The 22067-nt window shown below is 70.3% G+C and carries 21 protein-coding genes; 8 read left to right on the top strand and 13 right to left on the bottom strand.

Annotation, left to right across the window (positions count from 1 at the left end; genetic code table 11):
* Positions 1 to 14: 14 nt before the first annotated feature.
* The 4 genes from recJ to RIC31_RS23050 all read right to left on the bottom strand — a co-directional run bounded on the left by recJ (position 15) and on the right by RIC31_RS23050 (position 5509).
* A complete protein-coding gene (recJ, locus tag RIC31_RS23065; protein WP_350113595.1) occupies positions 15 to 1793 on the bottom strand; it encodes a single-stranded-DNA-specific exonuclease RecJ in 1779 nt (592 codons plus the stop codon).
* A 10-nt stretch (positions 1794 to 1803) separates the two neighbouring features.
* Positions 1804 to 2763 (bottom strand): class II fructose-bisphosphatase, encoded by a 960-nt coding sequence (gene glpX / locus RIC31_RS23060; RefSeq protein WP_350115204.1) that lies wholly within the window; start codon positions 2761 to 2763, stop codon positions 1804 to 1806.
* Between the two features lie 151 nt (positions 2764 to 2914).
* A complete protein-coding gene (locus RIC31_RS23055) occupies positions 2915 to 4207 on the bottom strand; it encodes a homoserine dehydrogenase (protein ID WP_350113592.1) in 1293 nt (430 codons plus the stop codon).
* A 72-nt stretch (positions 4208 to 4279) separates the two neighbouring features.
* Positions 4280 to 5509, bottom strand: a complete 1230-nt coding sequence (locus RIC31_RS23050; RefSeq protein ID WP_350113589.1) for an OmpA family protein — start codon at positions 5507 to 5509, stop codon at positions 4280 to 4282.
* Positions 5510 to 5734: 225 nt separating this feature from the next.
* Here RIC31_RS23050 and RIC31_RS23045 point away from each other — a divergent pair, with 225 nt between their 5' ends.
* Positions 5735 to 7552, top strand: a complete 1818-nt coding sequence (locus tag RIC31_RS23045; RefSeq protein WP_350113586.1) for a PHA/PHB synthase family protein — start codon at positions 5735 to 5737, stop codon at positions 7550 to 7552.
* A 37-nt stretch (positions 7553 to 7589) separates the two neighbouring features.
* Positions 7590 to 8348 (top strand): class I SAM-dependent methyltransferase, encoded by a 759-nt coding sequence (locus tag RIC31_RS23040; RefSeq protein WP_350113583.1) that lies wholly within the window; start codon positions 7590 to 7592, stop codon positions 8346 to 8348.
* Positions 8349 to 8353: 5 nt separating this feature from the next.
* Here RIC31_RS23040 and RIC31_RS23035 read toward each other — a convergent pair whose 3' ends face one another.
* The 6 genes from RIC31_RS23035 to RIC31_RS23010 form a co-directional block, all read right to left on the bottom strand.
* Positions 8354 to 8956, bottom strand: coding sequence for a PAS domain-containing protein (locus RIC31_RS23035; RefSeq protein ID WP_350113580.1), 603 nt, complete (start codon positions 8954 to 8956; stop codon positions 8354 to 8356).
* Entirely contained in the window at positions 8953 to 9465 is a 513-nt protein-coding gene (locus tag RIC31_RS23030; RefSeq protein WP_350113577.1) for a gamma carbonic anhydrase family protein, read from the bottom strand. The genes RIC31_RS23035 and RIC31_RS23030 overlap by 4 nt, the downstream gene beginning before the upstream one ends.
* Before the next feature lie 172 nt (positions 9466 to 9637).
* Entirely contained in the window at positions 9638 to 10132 is a 495-nt protein-coding gene (gene rpsI / locus RIC31_RS23025) for a 30S ribosomal protein S9 (protein WP_350113574.1), read from the bottom strand.
* A gap of 3 nt (positions 10133 to 10135) precedes the next feature.
* The gene (rplM, locus tag RIC31_RS23020; protein WP_350113571.1) at positions 10136 to 10594 is read right to left on the bottom strand and encodes a 50S ribosomal protein L13; all 459 of its coding nucleotides are present in this window, start codon (positions 10592 to 10594) and stop codon (positions 10136 to 10138) included.
* 136 nt (positions 10595 to 10730) lie between these two features.
* Positions 10731 to 11624, bottom strand: a complete 894-nt coding sequence (locus RIC31_RS23015; RefSeq protein ID WP_350113568.1) for an aldose 1-epimerase — start codon at positions 11622 to 11624, stop codon at positions 10731 to 10733.
* Positions 11621 to 12052, bottom strand: a complete 432-nt coding sequence (locus RIC31_RS23010) for a PaaI family thioesterase (RefSeq protein WP_350113565.1) — start codon at positions 12050 to 12052, stop codon at positions 11621 to 11623. Before RIC31_RS23010 ends, RIC31_RS23015 begins: the two co-directional genes overlap by 4 nt.
* Positions 12053 to 12119: 67 nt before the next feature.
* Here RIC31_RS23010 and RIC31_RS23005 point away from each other — a divergent pair, with 67 nt between their 5' ends.
* On the top strand, positions 12120 to 13229 hold the full coding sequence (locus tag RIC31_RS23005) for an NADH:flavin oxidoreductase/NADH oxidase (protein WP_350113563.1): 1110 nt from the start codon (positions 12120 to 12122) through the stop codon (positions 13227 to 13229).
* Between the two features lie 115 nt (positions 13230 to 13344).
* A complete protein-coding gene (locus RIC31_RS23000; protein WP_350113560.1) occupies positions 13345 to 15144 on the top strand; it encodes an FkbM family methyltransferase in 1800 nt (599 codons plus the stop codon).
* Here RIC31_RS23000 and RIC31_RS22995 read toward each other — a convergent pair.
* The 3 genes from RIC31_RS22995 to RIC31_RS22985 all read right to left on the bottom strand — a co-directional run bounded on the left by RIC31_RS22995 (position 15122) and on the right by RIC31_RS22985 (position 17335).
* The gene (locus RIC31_RS22995) at positions 15122 to 15790 is read right to left on the bottom strand and encodes an HAD family hydrolase (RefSeq protein WP_350113557.1); all 669 of its coding nucleotides are present in this window, start codon (positions 15788 to 15790) and stop codon (positions 15122 to 15124) included. The two genes, RIC31_RS23000 and RIC31_RS22995, sit on opposite strands and share 23 nt — an antisense overlap.
* A 68-nt stretch (positions 15791 to 15858) precedes the next feature.
* Positions 15859 to 16518 carry an HAD family hydrolase gene (locus RIC31_RS22990; protein WP_350113554.1) on the bottom strand — a complete coding sequence of 220 codons (660 nt, stop codon included), beginning with the start codon at positions 16516 to 16518 and terminating at the stop codon, positions 15859 to 15861.
* A gap of 10 nt (positions 16519 to 16528) precedes the next feature.
* Positions 16529 to 17335 (bottom strand): alpha/beta fold hydrolase, encoded by an 807-nt coding sequence (locus tag RIC31_RS22985; RefSeq protein WP_350113551.1) that lies wholly within the window; start codon positions 17333 to 17335, stop codon positions 16529 to 16531.
* Positions 17336 to 17488: 153 nt separating this feature from the next.
* On the opposite strand from RIC31_RS22985, the gene RIC31_RS22980 reads away from it, so the two are divergent.
* The 4 genes from RIC31_RS22980 (at position 17489) to RIC31_RS22965 (ending at position 22064) form a co-directional block, all read left to right on the top strand.
* On the top strand, positions 17489 to 18427 hold the full coding sequence (locus RIC31_RS22980; protein ID WP_350113548.1) for an AEC family transporter: 939 nt from the start codon (positions 17489 to 17491) through the stop codon (positions 18425 to 18427).
* A gap of 53 nt (positions 18428 to 18480) precedes the next feature.
* Positions 18481 to 19281, top strand: coding sequence for an enoyl-CoA hydratase (locus tag RIC31_RS22975; RefSeq protein WP_350113545.1), 801 nt, complete (start codon positions 18481 to 18483; stop codon positions 19279 to 19281).
* Between the two features lie 195 nt (positions 19282 to 19476).
* A complete protein-coding gene (locus RIC31_RS22970; RefSeq protein WP_350113542.1) occupies positions 19477 to 21306 on the top strand; it encodes an O-acetylhomoserine aminocarboxypropyltransferase in 1830 nt (609 codons plus the stop codon).
* Positions 21303 to 22064, top strand: a complete 762-nt coding sequence (locus RIC31_RS22965) for a 2-phosphosulfolactate phosphatase (RefSeq protein ID WP_350113539.1) — start codon at positions 21303 to 21305, stop codon at positions 22062 to 22064. Before RIC31_RS22970 ends, RIC31_RS22965 begins: the two co-directional genes overlap by 4 nt.
* Positions 22065 to 22067 lie beyond the last annotated feature (3 nt).

Here is a 22067-nt window from a genome sequence, read left to right as displayed (position 1 = left end):
ACGCGGCCATGTGATCAGCCCCCGACCGGGGCGGCGTCGTCGACGATCAGCTGCACCTGGTCGCCGCCCCGGAAGTCGTCGGCGCGCAGATGCCCAGCGACGTGCAGCGGGCTGGAACCGGCCTTCAGCAGGGCCGGCCCGAGATCGCCGTCGAGCGCCCGGAAGGCGATCGCCTTGAGCCGGCCGCCGTCGGCGCCGGCCAGGGTGCAGCGCACATGGTTCTCGCCGACCACGCCGGCGCCGACCACGCGGGCCGCCGGGAACACGAATCGCGGCTCCGGGTTGCCGGTCCCGAACGGTCCGATCCGGCCGACCGTGCGCACCAGGTCGCCGGTGGCGCCGGCCGTGGCCAGGGCGGCGTCGATCGAGAGCGTCGCGGTCGCCGCCGCCCCGGCCAGTTCGCCCGTCACCCGGTCGCACAGGAAGGCGCGGAAGGCGTCGACCCGGTCGAGCGCCACGGTGAAGCCGGCTGCCATCGCGTGGCCGCCGCCCTTCAGCAGCAGCCCGGACTGCTGGGCCGCGATCACGGCGGCGCCGAGTTGCACGCCCGGTACCGAGCGGCCGGAGCCCTTTCCCTGGCCGTCCTCGACCCCGACCACGCAGGCCGGCCGGTTGAAGCGGTCCTTCAGGCGGCTGGCGACGATGCCGACCACCCCGGGATGCCAGCCGTCGCCGACCACGACCAGCGCCGGCGCGTCGCCCTGCCCTTCGGCCTGCTCGATCGCCGCCTCCAGCACCTGCGCCTCGATCACCCGGCGTTCGTCGTTGTAGCGGTCGAGCTCGGCGGACAGCGCGGCCGCCTCCGCCGGATCGTCGGTCGACAGCAGCCGGGCACCGAGATCGGCCCGGCCGACCCGCCCGCCGGCATTGATCCGCGGCCCCAGCACGAAGCCGAGATGATAGGGGTCGGGCCGGCGGTCGAGCCGGGCGATGTCGCCGAGCGCAGCCAGCCCGGGATTGCCCCGGCCGGCCATCACCTTCAGGCCCTGGGCCACGAAGGCGCGGTTCAGCCCGGCCAGCGGCACCACGTCGCACACCGTGCCGAGGGCGACCACGTCGAGCAGGGCCCGCAGGTCCGGTTCGGCCCCGGCGCGGAAACGGCCGCGCCGCCGGAGCTCGCGGTTCAGCGCCACCAGCACCAGGAAGGTGACCCCGCAGGCCGCCAGCTGGCCGAACCGGCCGTCCTCGTCGAGCCGGTTCGGGTTCACCACGGCGACCGCCGGCGGCAGTTCCGGCCCGGCCAGATGGTGGTCGATCACGATCACGTCGATGCCGGCGGCCCGGGCCTCGCCCAGGGTGTCGACCGCCAGGATGCCGCAGTCGAGGCAGGCGACCACGCCGGCCCCGCGGTCCGCCAGGCCCTGCAGGGCCGGCAGGTTCGGTCCGTAGCCCTCGTCGATCCGGTCCGGGATATGGACGACGGTCTCGGTGCCGACCGCCCGCAGATAGCGCGACATCAGCGCCGCCGAGGTCGCCCCGTCGACGTCGTAGTCGGCGAACAGGCCGATCGCCCCGCCCGCCTCGACCGCGTCGGCCAGGCGCGTCGCCGCGGCGTCCATGTCCTTGAGAACGCTAGGATCGGGCAGCTCTGTCTTGAGGGTCGGATCGAGGAAACGCTCGACCGCGTCGAGGTCGATGCCGCGGCCGGCGATCAGCCGGCCGACGATCTCCGGCAGCCCGTGCCGCTGGGCGATGGCGAGGCCGAGGCGCTCCGCCTCGACGCCGCCCATCCCGCGCTCCACCCAGCGCCTGCCCGTCGCCGACCGCTCGACACCGAGAACGGTGGCGGTCATGCCCGACGGCTCAATCGCGGACCGAGGGCTTGCGAGTGAAGTCGTGGGTCGCCTCGACGGTCCGGACCGTCCCGGTCTTCGACCGCATGATGATCGAGTGCGTGTAGGCCCCGCCCGGGTACCGCCGCACGCCCTTCAGCATGGCGCCGTTGGTGACGCCGGTGGCGGCGAACATGACGTCGCCGCCGGCCAGTTCCATCAGCCCGTATTTGCGGTCCAGGTCCTCGATGCCCCAGCGCTTGGCCCGCGCCCGCTCGTCGTCGTTGCGGAACAGCAGGCGGCCCTGGATCTGGCCGCCGATGCAGCGCAGCGCGGCGGCCGCCAGCACGCCCTCGGGGGCGCCGCCGGAGCCCATGTAGATGTCTACTCCGCTGGTCGGCTGCGAGGTCGCGATCACGCCGGACACGTCGCCGTCGGAGATCAGCATGATGCGGGCGCCGGCCTCGCGGACCTTGGCGATCAGCTCGGCGTGGCGCGGCCGGTCGAGGATGCAGGCGACGATGTCCGAGACCTCGGCCTTCTTGGCCTTGGCGAGATTGGTGAGGTTCTCCACCACCGAGGCGTCCAGGTCGACCAGATCCTCGGGCAGCCCGCCGCCGATCGCGATCTTGTCCATGTAGACGTCGGGGGCGTTCAGGAAGCCGCCCTCGGACGCCAGGGCGACCACGGCCAGCGCGTTCTGCCCACCCTTGGCGGTGATGGTGGTGCCTTCCAGCGGGTCGAGCGCGATGTCGATCTTCGGGCCGCCGCGGCCAACCTTCTCGCCGATGTAGAGCATCGGCGCCTCGTCGCGCTCGCCCTCGCCGATCACCACCGTGCCGTCGATCTCGAGGTTGTTCAGCGCGGTCCGCATGGCGTCGACCGCCGCCTGGTCCGCCGCCTTCTCGTCGCCCCGGCCCATCAGCCGCGATGCGGCCAAAGCCGCGGCCTCGGTCACCCGCACCGCTTCCAGCGCGAGGTTCCGGTCCATGGTGAAAACTTCGGCGCCCTCTTCCGACATCGGTCGCTCCCGATCCCTTGATTATGATCTTTGCAGGTCGATCGACCCGTCCGAGCGACGAGCCCCACCCAGCCGGGCTTTTAGCCCAAACCGGCCCCCGTCGCGAGGGCCTATTGGAGAGTCACAGCTCGACAATCCGGATCATCGCCGGCGGTTCCTGCACCGCGTCAAGCCGGCCGATCTTCTCGAGGGCCCGTCGCATCGAAGCCTCGTCCACCTCGTGGGTGGTGAGCGCGACCGGGACCTTCTCCATCGGATCGCGACCCTGCTGCAGCATGGACTCCATCGAGACATGCTCGTCGCGCAGGATCGCCGTGACGTCGGCCAGCACGCCGGGCCGGTCGATCACCATCAGGCGGACATAGTAGCGGCCCTCGAGGGCCTCCATCGGCGCCGGCTCGGCCGCCCGCAACTCGGCGGCGGCGATCCCGAACACCGGCGCGCGCCGGCCGGCGGCGACGTCGACGATGTCGCCGATGACCGCCGAGGCCGTCGGCCCGGCACCGGCGCCGCGACCGAGATACAGGGTGGTGCCGACCGCGTCGCCCTCGGCGACCACCGCGTTGAACACGCCTTCGACCTGGGCGATCGGGGCATCCTTGCGGACCATGCACGGGTGCACCCGCTGGCGCACCCCCTCCGGGGCCTCCTCGGCGATGCCCAGCAGCTTGATGCGGAAGCCGAACTCCTCGGCATAGGCGATGTCGAGCGGCGAGACCGGCCGGATGCCCTCCACATGCACGCCGTCGAAGTCGACCTCGCGGCCGAACACCAGGGCCGCCAGCAGCGACAGCTTGTGGGCGGCGTCGATGCCGTCGACGTCGAACGACGGGTCGGCCTCGGCGTAGCCCAGTTCCTGGGCCTCCGCGAGCACGTCGTCGAACGCCCGCCCGCTCTCGCGCATCGCCGTGAGGATGTAGTTGCAGGTGCCGTTCAGGATGCCGTAGACGCGGCCGATGCTGTTGGCCACCAGCCCCTGGCGCAGGGCCCGGATGATCGGGATGCCGCCCGCCACCGCGGCCTCGTAGCCCAGCGTGACGCCGCCGGCCTCGGCCGTCTTGGCGAGGGCGGTACCGTGATGGGCGAGCAGGGCCTTGTTGGCGGTCACCACCTGCTTGCCGGCGGCCAGCGCGGTTTCCACCAGCGTCCGCGCCGGGCCCTCGGACCCGCCGATCAGCTCGCAGACCAGGTCGACGTCGTCCCGGCGGGCGAGCGCCACCGCATCGTCTTCCCAGGCCACGCCCGACAGGTCGATGCCACGGTTCCTGGCGCGGTCGCGCGCCGATACCGCCACCAGCTCGATCGGCCGGCCGGCCCGGCGTCCGAGGTCCTCCCGCCGCAGCTGCAGCAACCGCACGGTCTCGGCCCCGACCGTGCCCAGGCCGGCGACCGCAACCCGCAGAACTTCGCTCATCTCATCCTCTCAAATCACATTAAAAACGCCCCGTAGAGCGTTGAAAGCACGATTTGTATTAAGCCTTGCGAATCAGTAGATCAGGACAATCTCCACGCGCCGGTTGCCGGCCTCCCCGGACGGCATCACCTCGTAGAACTCCGGCTGCGCGTCACCGAGCGCCTCGACCTGCAGCCGGTCGGCCGGCAGGCCGCCGCGAACCAGGACGTCCGCCACCGCCTGCGCCCGTTTGAGCGAGATCGTGAAGTTCGCCAGTTCGTGGTCGCGCAGGGCGAGTTCCGCGGTCCGGGCGGAGGCATGCCCGATCACCTGCACCGCGGCGCCGTTGGCGGCGGCGGTCCGCGCGATCTCGGCGATCGTCTGCCGCTCGGCGTCGGTCAGCCGGGCCGAGCCGTGCCCGAAATAGATCGTCGAGGCCAGGTAGCGGCGTCCCGAGAACGAAACCGTGGCCGGCGCCGATCCACCGATCGCGTCCTCGTTGACGATCACGCTCTGGCTGGATGCGCTGGGCTCCTGCCTGCTGGGCTGGTTGGAAACTTCGGGCGCCGGGGCCCGTATCGACCCCGCCTCCCGGCTGGCCGGCGGCTGCGTCCGGGCCGCGCTGCCGGCGGAATCCAGGGTCGTACGCGAGGCGGTCTGCTCGGCCTGCGGTGCCCGTCGCTCGGGCACCGGCGCAGCCGCCGGCGCCGGCGTGGCATTGTGGACGATCCCGCCTCCGACCCGGCCGCTGGTCGACGCCCGCAGGCCCGGCGTCTCCGGCGGTGGCCGGTTCGGCCACAGATTTGAGCCCTCGCCCGAGGAGCTGGCGCGCGACGGCGCCGCCGCGGGTGCCGCCGGTTCGGCGGCCGGCGGCGGCACCGCGGCCTGCCGCTCGGGTGCCGGCGCAACGCTCGCCTGGGCGCCGGGCTGCGGCGCTGTGGCGGCGGGCGCCGAAGCCTGTGCCGGCTGGTCGGTATAGCGGGCGTTGGTGCGGTCGGCGACCAGACCCTGGCGAAGCGCGTCCCGCTCGGCCGCCGTCGTCGACGGGGTCGGACGCGGCGGTACCGTCGCCAGATTCGGATACGCGGTTCCGGGGCTGCTGCCGGGGTCGCCGGCCGTGGCTCTGCCGGGCTCGGCGGGGATCGGCTCGTCGTCGCCGAACCACCCCCCGACGGTATCCGAGGCGCCGCGGTACCACTCGACCGGATTGATCGCGTCCGGCACCGATGAGCAACCGGCCAGACCCAATGCCCCGGCGATCACGAGCGCGGTCGTCGCCCGTCGCCCTGCCGACACCTTCGTGACCCGCGATTGCTGCGCCATCCCGCTCTCCCGACCTCGCCCTTGCGGTCTCTCCGGCCTTCGCGGCACGCCGCGCCGAAGCCCCTTAGCCTTACCCGTCAAGCCGCGAAAATAACACGGTTTTCAACAGACGGACACGCTTAGAGACAGAGTGCCGGTACCGCAATGGCCAGGCATCACCAAATTCTGCTACAACCGACCGCAGAAGGCGGACCCGATACCGTCCGGAGGTGCTACAGCACTGTCATGACCGAGCCGCAGGATACCCAGAGCAAGCTGCCAGACCCGGTGGAACTGTCCCGGACGATGGCAAGCATCGCCGAGCGCAGTCAGCGAATCGTGCAGGAGTTCATCGAGAGCCAGCCGGCCGCCGAGGGCGACCGCGATGCGATGGGCATGTCGGACCCGCTGAACATCGGCAACGCCTTCATCGAGATGACCACCAAGATGATGGCCGACCCGGCCCGCCTGTTTCAGGCCCAGATGGGTCTCTGGCAGGACTACATGTCGCTGTGGCAGGCCACCACCTCGCGGATGTTCGGCGGCAAGGCCGACCCGGTGGCGGCCCCCGAGCATGGCGACCGGCGTTTCAAGGACCAGGCCTGGGAGGACAGCTACCTCTTCGACTACATCAAGCAGACCTATCTGCTGACCGCGCGCTGGATGCAGAAGACCGTCCAGGAGGTCGAAGGGCTGGACGACAAGACCCGCCGCAAGGTCGACTTCTATACCCGCCAGTTCGTCGATGCGATGGCGCCGTCGAACTTCGCGATGAGCAATCCCGAGGTGCTGCGCACCACCCTGGAGAGCGGTGGCGAGAACCTGGTCAAGGGGCTGCAGAACCTGGTCACCGACCTCGAGCGCGGCCACGGCAAGCTCGACATCAGCATGACCGACCAGGACGCCTTCCAGGTCGGTGTCAACGTCGCGACCACGCCCGGAAAGGTGATCTTCGAGAACGAGCTGATGCAGCTCATCCAGTACGCGCCGACCACCGAGACGGTGATGCGCCGGCCGCTGCTGATCGTGCCGCCCTGGATCAACAAGTTCTATATCCTCGACCTGCGCCCGAAGAACTCGTTCATCCGCTGGGCGGTCTCCCAGGGCCTGACGGTTTTTGTGGTGTCCTGGGTCAACCCGGACGAGCGGCTCGCGCAGAAGAGCTTCGACGACTACCTGCTGGAAGGCCCGCTGGCGGCGCTCGACGCCATCGAACAGGCCACCGGCGAGCGCGAGATCAACGCCATCGGCTACTGCATCGGCGGCACTCTGATGGCGGCCACGATCGCCCGGATGGCGGCGACCGGCGACGACCGGATCAAGTCGATCACCTTCTTCACCACGATGATCGACTTCGCCGAGGCCGGCGAGCTCTCGGTGTTCATCGACGAGGAGCAGCTGGCCGCCCTCGAGGACCGGATGAACAAGACCGGCTATCTCGACGGCCGGGCGATGGCGAGCACCTTCAACATGCTGCGCGCCAACGACCTGATCTGGTCGTTCGTCATCAACAACTACCTGATGGGCAAGGAACCGTTCCCGTTCGACCTGCTGTACTGGAATTCCGATTCCACCCGGATGCCGGCGGCGATGCACAGCTTCTACCTGCGCCGCATGTACCAGCAGAACGACCTGGTGAAGCCGGGCTGCCTGACCCTGGCCGGCGTACCGATCGACCTGTCGCAGAACCGGCTGCCGACCTTCGTGCTGTCGACCAAGGAGGACCATATCGCCCCCTGGAAGTCGACCTATGCCGCCACCCAGGTCTATGGCGGTCCGGTGAAGTTCGTGCTGGCGATGTCGGGACACATCGCCGGTGTGGTGAACCCGCCGGCGGACCCGCCGAAATACGGCTACTGGACCCGCAAGGGCAAGGCCCCCAAGGACCCCGAAAAGTGGCTGCAGGGCGCCACCCATGTCGAAGGGTCCTGGTGGCCGGAATGGCGGGACTGGCTGGCCCGGTTCTCCGGCGGCGAGATACCGGCCCGGGTTCCCGGAGACCACGCCCTGACACCGATTGAAGACGCTCCCGGCCGCTATGTCGCGGTCCGGACGGGAGAGTGACTCCCGGGACCGCCGCCGACCTCCATTCCGAGGCCCCATGACGACACCTCCACGGCCGCCATTGGACGAGAAGGTTCCGCTCGCCCGCGACCCGCGGCAGTCCAGCGGCGTGCTCTACGACATGTTCCTGGCCTGGAGCCGCGAGACCCGGCCGCGCGTGCTGCACAAATGGCACCACTATTTCGACATCTACGAGCGGCACCTGGAACGGTACCGGGGAACCGACTGCCTGATGCTCGAATTCGGCGTGCTGGACGGCGGATCGCTGGTCATGTGGAGCGAGTATCTCGGCCCGAAGGCGAGGATCATCGGCGTCGACATCGACCCGAAGACCAAGTGCTTCGACGGGATCCGGCCGAACGTCTCGGTGATGATCGGCGACCAGTCGGATGTGGCTGTGCTCGACCGGATCGCCAGCCACGGTCCGTTCGACATCGTGATCGACGACGGCGGCCACACCGCGCGCCAGCAGATCAGCACCTTCAACCGGATCTACGGCAGCGTCGCCGAGCGCGGGCTGTACATCTGCGAGGACACCCATACCAGCTACTGGTCGAAGTTCCAGGATGCCGGCCCCGGCATCACCATGATGGAGCACGCCAAGAAGACCGTGGACGACATGCACTCGATCTACCGGGAGCGCCCGAAGGCCTACTTCACCCAACCGCTGGACGAGCGCGAGGGCAGCCTGACCGCGTCCCGGTTCGCCGCGTCGACCTTCAGCATCCAGTTCTACGATTCGATCATCGTCTTCGAGAAACGGCCGCGGTCGGAACCCTGGTCGGAGTTCCGGTAGCCGCCCTACGCGGACCGGGGCCGGGGCGCGATCGGGCATCCCTCGTCGACCGGCCCGCCGGCGACGCACCAGCACGATCCATCGGTCGCATTCATGTGGGCGTGCAGCACCGACAGGTCACCGCGGGTCTGGTCGACATGCACCAGCACCGCGTCGGGGGGACCCTCGGCCGCATAGGCGATCGCCACCACGACCTTCTCCTGGGTCTGCACACGATCCTCGATCCGACCGTCCCGCTCGATCACCTTGAGGCGGTAGTGCGACACCACCACCGCCCCGGTCCGGCGGACGAGGTCCGCCTGGTCCCGCATTATCCGGGCCACCGGATCCGGCCACTCGCCGAAGGTCAGGCCGGTGAGGTCGCGGCCGAGGTTCTCCGCCAGGTGGGTTCCGAACAGCCGGTAGACGTAGTCGCCCCGCTGCTCGCTCCACTGGTTGATGGCAATTCCGCCGAGCCAGGGCCAGAGGTCCTCCGGGCCGAACGCATGGCGCCGGATGATCCCGTCGGGGCCGCGAAACCGCTCAAGCGCGGCCAGCAGCCTGCGGGAACTCTCGCAGGTCAGGCGATCGGCGACGCCCGCAACCATGCCGCCGTCCTGCGTTGTCATCGGTAGGATTGCGCCAGCTCCCAGTAATGCACCGCCGAGGCGTGGATATTGTCGATCTCCGCGGTGGTCAAGTCGCGCATCTTCTTCGCCGGCAAGCCGGCCCAAAGCTCGCCCGAGCGTACGATCTTGCCCGGGGTCACCAGCGCCCCGGCCGCCACCATGGCATGGCGCTGTACCACCGCGCCGTCCATCACGGTCGCCGACATGCCCACGAAGCTGTCATCCTCCAGCGTGCAGGCGTGGATCACCGCGGCATGGCCGATGGTCACGCCGGCGCCGATCAGCGTCGGGTACCGATCGGTGGCGATATGCACCACGGTGCCGTCCTGGACGTTGGTGCGATCGCCGACGCGGATGTAGTTGCCGTCGCCCCGCAGCACGCAGCCGTACCAGATCGACGCGCCCGCCCCGATCGCGACGTCGCCGACCAGCACCGCCGTCTCGGCGACGAAGGCGTCCGGGCTCAACGTCGGCGCGACGCCATGGTGCGGGCGGATCAGCGCCGCCACGGCAGCGCCTCGGCTCTGTTCGACGACGTCGGCATCGGTTTCCCCGGTTTCCGTCCACGGTGCGCGGCCGGACCAGTGACGATAGTAACGCGGCGGGCCGGCGGAAGCAGCGTCCGAAACGCGAAAGGCCGGCTCTCGCGAGCCGGCCTCCCGTATGCGGTTTGGCGAGACGTCAGCGCTTGGAGAACTGGAAGCTCCGGCGCGCCTTGGCCCGGCCGTACTTCTTGCGCTCGACCACGCGCGGGTCGCGGGTCAGGAAGCCGCCCTTCTTGAGTACCGGGCGCAGGTCCGGCTCGAACAGGATCAGCGCCTTGCTGATGCCGTGGCGGACCGCCCCGGCCTGGCCGGACAGACCGCCGCCCTTGACGGTGCAGACGATGTCGAACTGGCCGGTGCGCTCGGCGACATGGAACGGCTGGCCGATGATCATCTGCAGAACCGGGCGAGCGAAGTACTCGGACTGGTCCTTGCCGTTCACGGTGATCCGGCCCTGGCCGCGCTTCAGCCAGACCCGCGCGATCGCGTTCTTGCGCTTGCCGGTCGCATAGGAGCGACCCTGCGCATCGATTTGCGGCTCGACCGGCTTCGCCTCGGCGGCGGCTTCGGCCTGGAGCTCCGCAAGCTTGCCGAGGCCCGACGGCTCGGCGGTATCGGTATCGATCGACATCGCTTACCTCGCGTTCTTCGGGTTCATGCCCGCGACGTCCAGCACCTGGGGCTGCTGCGCCTCGTGGGGATGCGCGCCGCCCGCATAGACCCGAAGGTTGCCCATCTGGGTACGGCCGAGCGGGCCGCGCGCGATCATGCGCTGCACCGCCTTGGTGATCACCCGCTCCGGATGAGCGCCGGCCAGCAGGTGGTCGGCCCGACGCGACTTGATGCCGCCCGGATAGCCGGTGTGCCAGTAGTAGTGCTTCTGCGACAGCTTGTTGCCGGTCAGCTTCACCTTCTCCGCATTCACCACGATGATGTTGTCACCGCAGTCCATGTGGGGGGTGAAGGTCGGCTTGTGCTTGCCGCGAAGGTAGTTGGCGATGATCGAGGCGAGGCGGCCGAGAACAACGCCTTCGGCGTCGACCACGTACCACTTCTTCTCAATCTCGCTCGGCTTGGCCGAGTAGGTCCGCATCGCGATCACCCGAGGACACGAGAAAAACAAACCACCGGCCCCGAACGGACCGGCGACGGGCGGCTATATGACGGAACGATTTCGCCCGGTCAAGCCGAAAAGCGTCAAAAAAATCAGTGAGATTACAGATAGGGTATCAGAATACCTCGATCTGAAACCGGACCGTGACGGCCAGCCTTTCCTTGGCCTGGAGCATCCGGTGCCCGGTGCCCCCGACGCCGCGCGCGGCGAGGTTGGCGGCGTCGATGCAGTGGGTTACCGGCTCCAGGCAGAGGTAGTCCCGATCCGGCGGCGTGAACACGATCAGGTGGTTGAGCGCGGCGCCCCCGTGGATCGCCAGCGCCAGTCCCCGCTCCGGCCAGATCGCGTGGACGCTGCCGTTCCAGCCGCCGAAGCCCTGGTCCAGGCCGGACACCACCGCGCGCGGTTCGGAGAAGTCGAGCTCCGCCGGCACCGGCTGCGGGCCGGCCGGGAGCTTGCCGTCGATCGGCGGCCAGGCGCTGGCGGCTTCGAACCACAGGCCCATCTCGGGGGTGCGTGCCAGATAGGGGTGCAGCCCGAGCCCGACCGGCATCGCGTCCGACGACGTATTCTCGACCGACAGGGTGATGCTCAGCGCGTCGTCGCCGAGGCTCACGGTCTGGTCGGCGGTATAGGCGAACGGCCAGCCCTCCTCGCCCGCCGGATGGGCATAGCGCATCCGCACCGACAACGGGCTGCCGTCCGCCGACACCGTCCACGCCCGCCGTCGCCCGTGCCCGTGGATCGCGTGCCCCGCACCGGTCTCGGTGGCGGCCAGCTCGAGCGTCCGGCCGCCCATGCCCAGGCGACCGTCCCGGATGCGGTTCGACCAGGGCACCAGCGGGAAGCAGCCACCGGCCCCGACCCGGGCCGGCTCGTCCCGGTCGCCGGCGACCGGCACGAACAGGTCCACCCCGGACCGCCGGAACGCGGTGATCCGGCCCCCGAGGGCGGGCTCGACGGTCGCCTCGAGCTCGCCGGCGGACAACTGAATCGGTGGCGGGGTCATCGGGCCTCCTCCGGCGGGATCGAATAGGTGCAGGTGACGTGGCAGACCGGGTCGTCGGGTGCATCGGCGGACACCAGCGTGACCTCGCCATAGGCCAGCCGCCGCCCGCACTTGATCAGGCGGCCGTCGGCCAGCAGGTCGCCCGGTCGCGGGCGGCGCAGGAAGTTGGCGTTCAGGTTGGTGGTCACCGCCAGCTTCACGGGGCCGATGCGCGACAGCACGACGCCGTACATCACCACATCCGCCATCGCCATCATCGCCGGACCGGTCACGGTACCGCCGGGCCGCAGCAGATCGTCGCGGAACGGCAGGCGGGCGGTGGCGCGGCCGTCCTCGATCGACTCGAACAGGATCCCGAGGTTGCCGGCCATCGGCACCTCCTCGCGCATGATCCGGTTCATCTCGTCGACCGACACCCTTGCCGTCATCGCACATTTCCTTCCGTCACGGTCGCCGTTAGGGTCGGCCGCGAATTCTAGACCGACGGAGCGACCGATGAGCCAGCTGTTCTCGCCGATCACCTTGCGTGACGTAACATTCAACAACCGACTCGTCGTCGCCCCCATGTGCCAATACCTCGCCGAGGACGGCAATGCCAACGACTGGCACCTGATGCATCTGGGCCAGATGTCGATGGGCGCCGGCGGGCTGGTGTTCACCGAGGCGACCCATGTCTCGCCCGAAGGCCGGATCACCCCGAAATGCCTGGGCCTGTGGTCGGACGACAACGAGCGGACCCTCAAGCGTGTCGTCGACTTCTGCAAGACCCACGGGGTCGCCCGGATGGGCATCCAGCTGGCGCATGCCGGGCGCAAGGCGTCCAACCGCACGCCGCTGAACGGCGCCGGCCCGCTGGCCGCGAACGACGGCGCCTGGCAGACCCTCGGGCCGTCGGCCGTGGCCTACGGGGACTGGCCGGCGCCGCGCGCCCTCGACGACGCCGGCCTCGCGATGGTCAAGCAGCAGTTCGTGACGGCGACCGAGCGGTCCGCCCGGCTCGGCTTCGACACAGCCCAGCTCCACTGCGCCCACGGCTACCTGATGCACCAGTTCCTGTCGCCACTGTCGAACCGGCGCAACGACGGCTACGGCGGCACGATCGAAGGCCGCATGCGCTTCCCGCTGGAGGTGTTCGAGGCCTGCCGCGCGGCCTGGCCGGAGAACCTGCCCCTCGGCGTGCGCGTATCGGCGAGCGACTGGGTCGACGGCGGCCTCACCGTCGACGAGATCGTCGAGTTCGCCAAAGCCCTGAAGGAGAAGGGCTGCGACTATGTCGACGTCTCGTCCGGCGGCAACGACCCGGGCCAGAAGATCACGCTCGGCCCGGGCTATCAGGTGCCGTTCGCCGAGCGCGTGCGGCAGGAGGCCGGCATCCCGGTGATGGCGGTCGGGCTGATCACCGATCCGCATCAGGCCGAGGCCATCGTGAGCTCCGGCAAGGCCGACTTCGTGGCAATCGCCCGCGGCGCCATGGACAACCCGCGCTGGGCCTGGCACGCGGCCCGGGCGCTCGGCGCCGAGACCGAGTATCCGCCGCAGTACATCCGCTGCCGGCCGGACTCCTGGCGGGCGGCCCCGGCGGTCATGGCGCCGGCCGCCGAATAGACCGGTCCGCGCCGGCGCCCGGGAAACGGACGCTGGCGCGGCCGCGGGCCTTGCCGTTACCCTGACGGCAGGGCCCAGGACCTGGGCAAACGACGAGATTTCCTGCGGGAGCCCGATGTCCGCCACCGACGTATCCAGGACAATCGAACAGGCGCGAACCCTGATCGCGCAGCGCAGGACCAAGGAAGCCCGCGCCGCGCTGGCTCCCTATCGGGGCATACCGGCGATCGTCGGCCCGATCGAGATGCTGGTCGGCTACAGCCAGCTGATCGACGTCGACCTTCCGGGCGCGCTGGCGACGCTGCGCAAGATCCCGACGCGCCTCGAGCCGTCGGTGTCGATCGCCGTCGGGCGGCTGCTTATGACCTGCGGCGGCGCCGGCATCGCGTTCGACCGCTTCCGGCGGATCCTGGTCGGCGATCCCGCCGCCCCGGTGGCCGCCGCGGCAGTCGCCGAAGCGGCCGGGATGGTCGCGGATCCGGCGACCGCGCTCGGACTGGCGGCGCAGGCACAGATGCTCGGCGCCCGGCCCGAGGGATTGCTGACGACCAAGCTGCGGGCGCTCGTGGAGCTCGAGCGCTACCGCGAGGCGGTCGACCTGGTCGGCTTGGCCGCCAGCCTGAACCACGACGTCGACTCCGCGGTGTCGATGGTCGCGAACCTGATGCACGACAGGCCGAACGGGATCGCGAGCGTCAATCGCCTCGCCGGGGGCCTCGATCCGGCACTACTGCGCCGGCTGAAGCTCGCCCATGTCGCGGCCGCCGCCGCCTTCCACGTCGGCCAGGTCGAGCGGGCCGCAGCCTTGCTCGACGCCGTCCAGGGCCGCGATCCTTCAGGCGCAGAGCTGCGCCACGAGATCGCGCTCGAGCTGGGCGACGCGCGCTCGGCGGCGCGTGCCCTCGCCACCGCCCGCAGCCGGCTGCTGGAAGCTCCCGATGCGCCGGACGCGATACTCGTCCTTCTGACCATGCTGCTGCATTCGGCCGACCACGACCGCGCGGAGATCCTGCGGCTGGCGCGCCGTGCCGCCTGGCTGCTGGGCACCGGCCTGACGCCGGGACCCGACATGGCGTTCGCCGAGTGCGTGCGGCTGAAGAACGACATGTCGCTCCGGACCAGCGGCCACGGGCTGCGGCTGGCCCACGCGCTGGGCGCCCTGGCCGCCGGGGCCACGTTCGGCGGCAACGTTGCGGTCCGCCGGGGCGCCACCCATGCTCACATCGCCGTCGCCGGCCGCCATCTCCGCCTGCGCCTGACCTCGCCGCAGATCCGCAGCTCGGCCGGCATCCTGTATGCCCTCGAACCCGGGATGCTGCTCTGGTTCGCCGGCTTCTCGCCCGACGACGTACTGGTCGACATCGGCGCCAACATCGGGATGTTCACGGTGCTGGCCGCCGGCCTGTCGGGGTGCCGGGTGATCGCGCTCGAGCCGTTCTCGCTCAACGTCGCCGACCTCGATCACAACGTGGCCGTCAACGGCCTGCAGGACCGCGTCACGGTGATGCATGCCGCCGCCAGCGACCGCGAGCGGATCGACACCCTGTATTTCGGCCAGGACTATGCGGGCGCCGCCAACCAGTCCTTCGGCCGGGACGACATCAGCGAGCAGTACGACGACCGCGACGCCGACCGCGAGGAGGTTCGCGGCGTGCCGATCGACGTCCTTGTGGCGCGCGGCGAGATCCCGTTCCCAAGCCATGTGAAGATCGATGTCGACGGCTTCGAGGAACAGGTGATCGAGGGGATGCGCGGCATCCTGGCGGACCCCCGTTTCAAGTCGCTGCGGATGGAGATCCGCTGGCACGAGGCCGAGCGCCGCAAGCTGGTCGACAGCATCGTCGACCAGGGCTATTCGGTCGCGATCGCCGACGACGCCAAGAACCTGCTGTTCACGCGCCTGCCTGCAGCCTGAGGCCCAGGATCGGGCCGAGATCGGCCATCGCCGTGACCGCGTGCGAGGCCCCCGCCGACAGCAGCAACGCCGGCGCCCGGTCGACGGCATAGCCGATCACCCGCCCGCCGGCCGCCACGCCGGCGCGCACCCCGGTCGGGCTGTCCTCGACCACGATCACGCGGTCCGGACGCACCCCGACCAGTTCCATCGCCTTCAGGTAGACGTCGGGCGCCGGCTTCGGCCTGGCGACCATCTGCGACGACGCCACCCGGCCCCGGGCGCGCTGCCAGATGCCGACCCGGCCGAGCGCGCGCTCCAGGTAGCTCAGGCCGCTCTGGCTGGCGACGCCCCAGCGGACGCCGGCCGCGTCGAGGGCATCCAGCACGTCTAGCACGCCGGCGATCGGTTCGACGGCCGCGGCGACCGCTTCGCGCACGCTGGCGTTGTGCCGGGTCACCCAGCCGTCCGGCACCGGGATCCCGGTCTCGGCTGACACGGCGGCGGCGATCTCGCTCGACGCCCAGCCGGTGAACCGGTGATGGGCCTCCTCCTCGGTGGTCCGAAGGCCGAGCTCCAGAAGGTCCTCGGTCAGGATGGCCACCGCGATCGGCTCGGAATCGATCAGGACGCCGTCGCAGTCGAAGATGATCGCGTCATAGTTCATGGGCGCTGATTACCCGGCCGGCCGGCCGCCGTCACGTCACGAATGGCTACGGTCTGTTACGGCCACGGCTATCCGAGCCCGAGCAGGCCGGGCAGCGCCGGCATGCGCAGGAAGGTGGCGGTGGCCCCGGCCTGCACCAGCGGCGCCTCGCCGGAATCGTGGGCATAGCCGAACACCCGCATGCCGGCGGCGACGCCGGCGGTGACGCCGGGGGCGCTGTCCTCGACCACCGCCACATCCTCGGGTGGGATGTCGAAGGCGGCGGCCGCATGCAGGAACAGGTCGGGAGCCGGCTTCGGCTCCGGCACCATGTCGGCCGAGAAGATCCGGCTCTCCAGCCGCTCGTACAGCCCGGTCACCCCGAGCGACACCCGCATCTTGTAGAGCGGGCCGTTGGAGCCGACGCAGTACGGCACGCCCGCCCGATCGAGAGCGTCCAGGACGTCCAGGATTCCCGGGATCAGCTGCAGCTCGCGCCGGAAGATGTCGAACTGGCGCTGGTAGATGTCGTCGACCCAGTGCTCGCCGAGGTCGATGCCGAGGTCCTCCTCGACCCTGAGCTTGATGCGGGTCAGCTTGCCGCCACGATACCGCTCCAGCGCCTCGTCGCCGGACATCGGCAGGCCGGCCTTGCTCAGCGCCTCGGCGATCAGCCGGTTGGCGATCGGCTCCGAATCGACCAGCACCCCGTCGCAGTCGAAGATCACCAGGGCCGGCGTCCATGCCATCGGTCCGCCCTCAGATCCGGCCGGCGAAGTCGAGCAGCGCCGCGGTGAAGGTTTCCGGCCGCTCGGCGGGGATCAGGTGGCCGGCGTCCGGGAAGTCGATGCGGGTGTGGTTCGGAATCCGCGCCGCCAGCTCGTCGACGTCGTCGGCCACGTAGAACACCCGGTCGTGGGCACCGACCGTCAGCAACACCGGCGGGGTCAGGCTCTGCCACGGGAAGTCCCAGTCGGTCGCGGTCGATTCCACCATCAGCCGGTAGCCGCCGTCGGCCGGGTCGATCGGCGCATAGGGCTCGCCGGTCTGCACCGTCGCCTTCATCTCGGCCAGCTTGTCCGGGTTCACCAGCATAGGCAGCGACAGCTCCATGATCAGCCGGAATCCGCCGGCCGCCACGCCGTGGGCCATCGCCTGGTTGATCCAGGCCAGCCGCTCGGTCGGCTTGCGCAGGGTGTTGATCAGCACCAGCCCGGCCGCCGGCACGCCCTTGGCGAAGGCCTGGGCGGCGAACAGGCCGCCGATCGACAGGCCGACCAGGACCGGCTTCGGCGGGTCGATCGCCCGGCACAGCCGAACCAGGTCGTCGACGATCTGGGTCGGAGTGGGCGGCGTGGTCGGCTTCGTCCGGCTCTCTGCCTGGCCGCGGAAATTGTAGACCAGGGTGCCGTAGCCGGCCTCCCGCAGCTTCGGGCCGATCACGGCCTCCCACATCTGGTAGCTGCCGGTCAGCGCGTTCACGAACACGAAGGTCTTGCCGGCCGAACCGGGCGCCACGTACTCGTAGTACAGGCTCTCACCGTCGGCGATCTCGAGGTGCGGCATCGGTCTTCCTCCCGGGGATTGGACTTGTCGGTACGACGGCACGTCGGCCGCGTCAATCTCGCCCCCGATGACAGCCGACCCGCCCGGCCGCCGCAAGACCGTGTTGCGGCAATGGCGCTTGTCGGACCGGCGACCGCCCCGTAAGGCTCGCTGATGGAGATCATCCTCGAGATCATCGTGCCGGTGTTCGGCATCGTCGGAATCGGCTACGCCGCCGCGCGCCTCGGGGTGTTCCGGCAGGAGGCCAACAAGGGCCTGTCGGCCTTCGTCTTCGACTTCGCGATTCCCGCCATGCTGTTCCGCACCATGGCGACCACCGCACTGCCGGCGGAGATCGAGTGGGCCTACCTGATCTCCTACTTCGGCGGCGGCTACGGCGCCTGGCTGATCGGCAGCCTGCTCAGCCACTTCGTGTTCCGGCGCGGCGGCGCCGAGCCGGCGATCGCCGGCATGACCGGCGGCTTCTCCAACACCGTCATGCTCGGCGTGCCGCTTGTGCTGACGGCGCTCGGCGACCAGGCCACCCTGCCGCTGTTCCTGATCATCGCCTGCCATTCCTGGCAGCTGCTGTCGGTCGTGACGGTCCAGGCCGAGGCCGGCATCGGCGCCCGCGAGGACATGCGCCGGCTGCCGGTCAACGTGATCAAGGGCCTGGTCCGCAACCCGATCATCATCGCCCTGCTGGCCGGCGTGCTGTGGAACCTGGCCGGGCTGCAGCTGCCGCCGGTGGTCGACACCCTGACCGGCACCCTGGGGCGGGCCGCCCTGCCCTGCGCGGTGTTCGCCATGGGCGCCTCGCTGGCCGGCTACCGTCTGGCCGGCTCGATCGGCGAGGCCGGCATCGGCGTGGCCCTCAAGCTGGCACTGCACCCGGTGCTGGTCTGGCTGCTGGCGACCCATGTGTTCGCGGTCGACCCGCTGTGGCGCGACGTGGCGGTGATCCTGGCGTCGCTGCCGGTCGGCATCAACGTCTACCTGATGGCCCAGCGCTACCAGGCCGGCATCGCCCCGACGGTGACCGCGATCCTGATCTCGACCGGGCTGTCGGTGCTGACGGTGGCCGGGGTTCTGACCCTGCTCGAGGTGCGGTGAGCTTGCAATCCCGCCGCCGCGGGGCAAAGTGACCGCCAGGGAAGGAGAAGCCGATGTCGATCGCCCACGCTGCCGAGCCCGAGCCGATCCTGCTGCGCCAGGAAGGCGGCGGGGTCGCCACCCTGACCCTGAACCGCCCGGGCGCCCGCAACGCCCTGTCGCGCGAGCTGATGGCGGCGCTGCAGGCCGAGCTGGAGGCGATCGGCGACGACCGCTCGGTCAAGGTGGTGGTGCTGGCGGCCGCCGGCCCGGCGTTCTGCGCCGGCCACGACCTCAAGGAGGTGCGCTCGCGCAGCGACGAGCCGTTCTTCAAGGCGCTGTTCGAGCAGTGCTCCGAGCTGATGCTGACGATCACCCGGATCCCGCAGCTGGTGATCGCCAGGGTGCACGCCATGGCGACCGCCGCCGGCTGCCAGCTGGTGGCCAGCTGCGACCTCGCGGTGGCGTCCGAGGACGCCAGGTTCGCCACGCCGGGGGTGAACATCGGGCTGTTCTGCTCGACCCCGATGGTTGCGATCAGCCGCAATGTCGGACGCAAGAAGATGATGGAGATGCTGGTCACCGGCGAGGCGATCGACGCCCGGACGGCCGAGACCCTGGGACTGGTGAACCGGGTGGTGCCGGCCGACGCGCTGGACGCCGCGGTCGCCGAGCTGGCCGGCAAGATCGTCTCGAAGTCGCCGCTGACCCTGGCGATCGGCAAGCAGGCGTTCTACGCCCAGCTGGAGATGCCGATGGCCGAGGCCTACGGCTACGCCAGCGCGGTGATGACCCGCAACATGCTGGCCCGCGACGCCCGGGAGGGCATCGACGCCTTCATCGCCAGACGCGAGCCGGTGTGGCGGGGGGAGTGATGGGGACACTAGCGCCCGTCGCTCCGTGGGTCCCGGATCGAGACGCCCTTCGGGCCGCCTCGTCCGGGATGACGACAGGGGGAGGAGCGCCCTCCTCTGACGTCATCCCGGACGGGATCGCCGCAGGTGGGCCAGAGCCGGGACCCACCCACCTCTCCGTCATTTCAGACCTCGAAGAAACGGACACCTGAACCCATGGCCGAGAACGATCCGACCGCGCCGGTCGTCCACGACGCCTATTCCGACGACTTCATCCGCGGGATCCTGCGGGACGTGAAGACCATCGCCATGGTCGGGGCGTCGGACAACTGGAACCGGCCCAGCTACTTCGCCATGAAGTACCTGCAGCAGAAGGGCTACCGGGTCTATCCGGTGAACCCGAAGGTGGCGGCGGCCGGCGGCGAGATCCTCGGCGAGAAGGCCTATGCCGACCTGGACTCGCTGCCCGAGACCGTCGACATGGTCGACGTGTTCCGCAACTCCGAGGCCGCCGGGCCGGTGACCGACGCCGCCATCGCCCACGGCACCCGGGTGGTGTGGATGCAGCTCGGCGTGCGCAACGACGAAGCGGCGGCCCGGGCCGAGAAGGCCGGAATCAAGGTCGTCATGAACCGCTGCCCGAAGATCGAGTTCTCGCGGCTTTTCGGCGAGCTCGGCTGGCACGGCTTCAACAGCCGGGTGATCTCCTCCAAGCGCCGCACCCCGGGCAAGAGCGATACCGTCAGCCGCGACAGCGACGTCGGCGACGGCTTCGTCGCCAAGGGCTTCGAGACCCTGGCGGTGCATGCCGGCGCGGCCCCCGATCCGACCACCGGCGCCCGCTCGACGCCGATCTACCAGACCACCGCCTATGTGTTCGACGACGTCGACCACGCCGCGTCGCTGTTCAACCTGCAGACCTTCGGCAACATCTACTCGCGCCTGTCGAACCCCACGGTCGCGGTACTGGAGGAGCGGATCGCGGCCCTGGAGGGCGGCCACGGCACCACCTGCACGGCGTCCGGCCACTCCGCCCAGCTGCTGGCGCTGTTCGCGCTGATGGGCCCGGGCGACCGGTTCGTGGCCTCGAAGAAGCTGTATGGCGGCTCGATCACCCAGTTCGGCCGGACCTTCCAGAAGTTCGACTGGCATTGCGACTTCGTCGACGTCGAGGAGCCGGAGATCGTCCGGCAGGCCGCCCTGCACCCGAAATGCAAGGCGATCTTCGCGGAGTCGCTGGCCAACCCCGGCGGCGTGATCACCGACATCCAGGCGCTGGCGCGGATCGCCGACGAGGCCGGGGTGCCGCTGATCATCGACAACACCATGGCCACGCCGTATCTCTGCCGGCCGCTGGAGCACGGTGCCGACATCGTCGTGCACTCGACCACCAAGTTCCTGTCTGGGCATGGCAACGCCATGGGCGGGGCGGTGGTCGACGGCGGCAAGTTCGCCTGGGACAAGAACGACAAGTTCCCGTCGCTGTCCAAGCCGGAGCCGGCCTATCACGGCCTGACCTTCTACGAGACCTTCGGCGACCTCGCCTACACCATCTACGGCCACGCCATCGGCCTGCGCGACCTGGGCCCGACCATGGCGCCGATGAACGCCTACCTGACGATCACCGGCATCGAGACCCTGCCGGTCCGCATGGAGCGCCACGTCGCCAACGCCGCGAAGGTCGCCGAGTGGCTGAACGGCAACCCGAAGGTCGCCTGGGTGTCCTATGCCGGGCTGCCGGGCAACCGCTACCACGGCCTTGCCCAGCGCTACCTGCCGAAGGGCGCGGGATCGGTGTTCACCTTCGGGATAAAGGGCGGCTTCGAGGCCGGGGTGCGGGCGGTCGAGCGCTGCCGGCTGCTGTCGCACCTCGCCAACATCGGCGACACCCGCTCGCTGATCCTGCACCCGGCCAGCACCACCCACCGCCAGCTGACCGAGGAGCAGCGCACCGCCGCCGGCGCCGGCGACGACGTGATCCGGCTGTCGATCGGCCTGGAGAACGCCGACGACATCATCGCCGACCTGGAGCGCGCGCTCGGGTGAGCCCGCGCGTCCATGTCGAGTGGGGCGAGCACGGGGCGGCGCTGCCCGGCTTCGATGTCGTGATCATCGTCGACGTGCTGTCGTTCTCGACCTGCGTCAGCGTTGCGGTCGGGCGCGGCGCCACGGTCTACCCGTTCCCGTTCCGCGACCCGCAGGCGGCGACGGCCGTCGCGGCGGCCCTGGGCGCCCGTCCTGCCGGCCCCCGCTCGGCCGGCGGCCTGTCGCTGTCGCCGCCCAGCCTCGCAGCCCTGTCGGCCGGCGATAGGGTGCTGCTGCCCTCCCCGAACGGCTCGACCCTGTCGCTGATCCCCGACGGCCCGGCGGTGCTGTGCGGCTGCCTGCGCAACGCCGGCGCGGTGGCCCGGGCGGCGTGCGACCTCGGCCAACGGATTCTGGTGGTGCCGGCCGGCGAGCGCTGGCCGGACGGCCGGCTCAGGGTCGCCGTCGAGGACCAGATCGGCGCCGGTGCAATCGTCGCGGCACTGGACCTGGCGGCGTCGCCGGAGGCCGAGGCGGCCCGCGCCGCCTTCCTGGTGGCCCGTCCGGCGCTCCCCGACCGGCTGCGCGCCAGCGCGTCCGGCCGCGAGCTGATCGACATGGGCTTCCCGCAGGACGTCGACTGCGCCGCCGAGATCGAGGGCTCGTCGCTCGCCGCGATCCTGGCCAGCGAGGACACCACCTACTGCGATCTCGGCGTTCCGCTGCCGGCCGACCTGTCGACCCGCCCGATCGTCAGCTACGAGGCGGTCGCCGGCTGAGCG

Source organism: Thalassobaculum sp., from assembly GCF_040219615.1.
In the GTDB taxonomy this organism is placed as follows: Bacteria; Pseudomonadota; Alphaproteobacteria; order Thalassobaculales; family Thalassobaculaceae; genus Thalassobaculum_A.
This window is presented reverse-complemented; position numbering and strand designations above follow the sequence as displayed.

What these genes read in the sequence shown, in the direction of transcription:
- rpsI (WP_350113574.1), bottom strand. Translation starts at nt 10,132, where the DNA reads ATGTCGATCGATACCGATACCGCCGAGCCGTCGGGCCTCGGCAAGCTT.
- RIC31_RS23050 (WP_350113589.1), bottom strand. Translation starts at nt 5,509, where the DNA reads ATGGCGCAGCAATCGCGGGTCACGAAGGTGTCGGCAGGGCGACGGGCG.
- RIC31_RS23055 (WP_350113592.1), bottom strand. Translation starts at nt 4,207, where the DNA reads ATGAGCGAAGTTCTGCGGGTTGCGGTCGCCGGCCTGGGCACGGTCGGG.
- RIC31_RS22980 (WP_350113548.1), top strand. Translation starts at nt 17,489, where the DNA reads ATGGAGATCATCCTCGAGATCATCGTGCCGGTGTTCGGCATCGTCGGA.
- RIC31_RS23015 (WP_350113568.1), bottom strand. Translation starts at nt 11,624, where the DNA reads ATGACCCCGCCACCGATTCAGTTGTCCGCCGGCGAGCTCGAGGCGACC.
- recJ (WP_350113595.1), bottom strand. Translation starts at nt 1,793, where the DNA reads ATGACCGCCACCGTTCTCGGTGTCGAGCGGTCGGCGACGGGCAGGCGC.
- rplM (WP_350113571.1), bottom strand. Translation starts at nt 10,594, where the DNA reads ATGCGGACCTACTCGGCCAAGCCGAGCGAGATTGAGAAGAAGTGGTAC.
- RIC31_RS23035 (WP_350113580.1), bottom strand. Translation starts at nt 8,956, where the DNA reads ATGACAACGCAGGACGGCGGCATGGTTGCGGGCGTCGCCGATCGCCTG.
- glpX (WP_350115204.1), bottom strand. Translation starts at nt 2,763, where the DNA reads ATGGACCGGAACCTCGCGCTGGAAGCGGTGCGGGTGACCGAGGCCGCG.
- RIC31_RS23005 (WP_350113563.1), top strand. Translation starts at nt 12,120, where the DNA reads ATGAGCCAGCTGTTCTCGCCGATCACCTTGCGTGACGTAACATTCAAC.
- RIC31_RS22975 (WP_350113545.1), top strand. Translation starts at nt 18,481, where the DNA reads ATGTCGATCGCCCACGCTGCCGAGCCCGAGCCGATCCTGCTGCGCCAG.
- RIC31_RS22995 (WP_350113557.1), bottom strand. Translation starts at nt 15,790, where the DNA reads ATGAACTATGACGCGATCATCTTCGACTGCGACGGCGTCCTGATCGAT.
- RIC31_RS23045 (WP_350113586.1), top strand. Translation starts at nt 5,735, where the DNA reads ATGACCGAGCCGCAGGATACCCAGAGCAAGCTGCCAGACCCGGTGGAA.
- RIC31_RS23040 (WP_350113583.1), top strand. Translation starts at nt 7,590, where the DNA reads ATGACGACACCTCCACGGCCGCCATTGGACGAGAAGGTTCCGCTCGCC.
- RIC31_RS23010 (WP_350113565.1), bottom strand. Translation starts at nt 12,052, where the DNA reads ATGACGGCAAGGGTGTCGGTCGACGAGATGAACCGGATCATGCGCGAG.
- RIC31_RS23000 (WP_350113560.1), top strand. Translation starts at nt 13,345, where the DNA reads ATGTCCGCCACCGACGTATCCAGGACAATCGAACAGGCGCGAACCCTG.
- RIC31_RS22990 (WP_350113554.1), bottom strand. Translation starts at nt 16,518, where the DNA reads ATGGCATGGACGCCGGCCCTGGTGATCTTCGACTGCGACGGGGTGCTG.
- RIC31_RS22985 (WP_350113551.1), bottom strand. Translation starts at nt 17,335, where the DNA reads ATGCCGCACCTCGAGATCGCCGACGGTGAGAGCCTGTACTACGAGTAC.
- RIC31_RS22970 (WP_350113542.1), top strand. Translation starts at nt 19,477, where the DNA reads ATGGCCGAGAACGATCCGACCGCGCCGGTCGTCCACGACGCCTATTCC.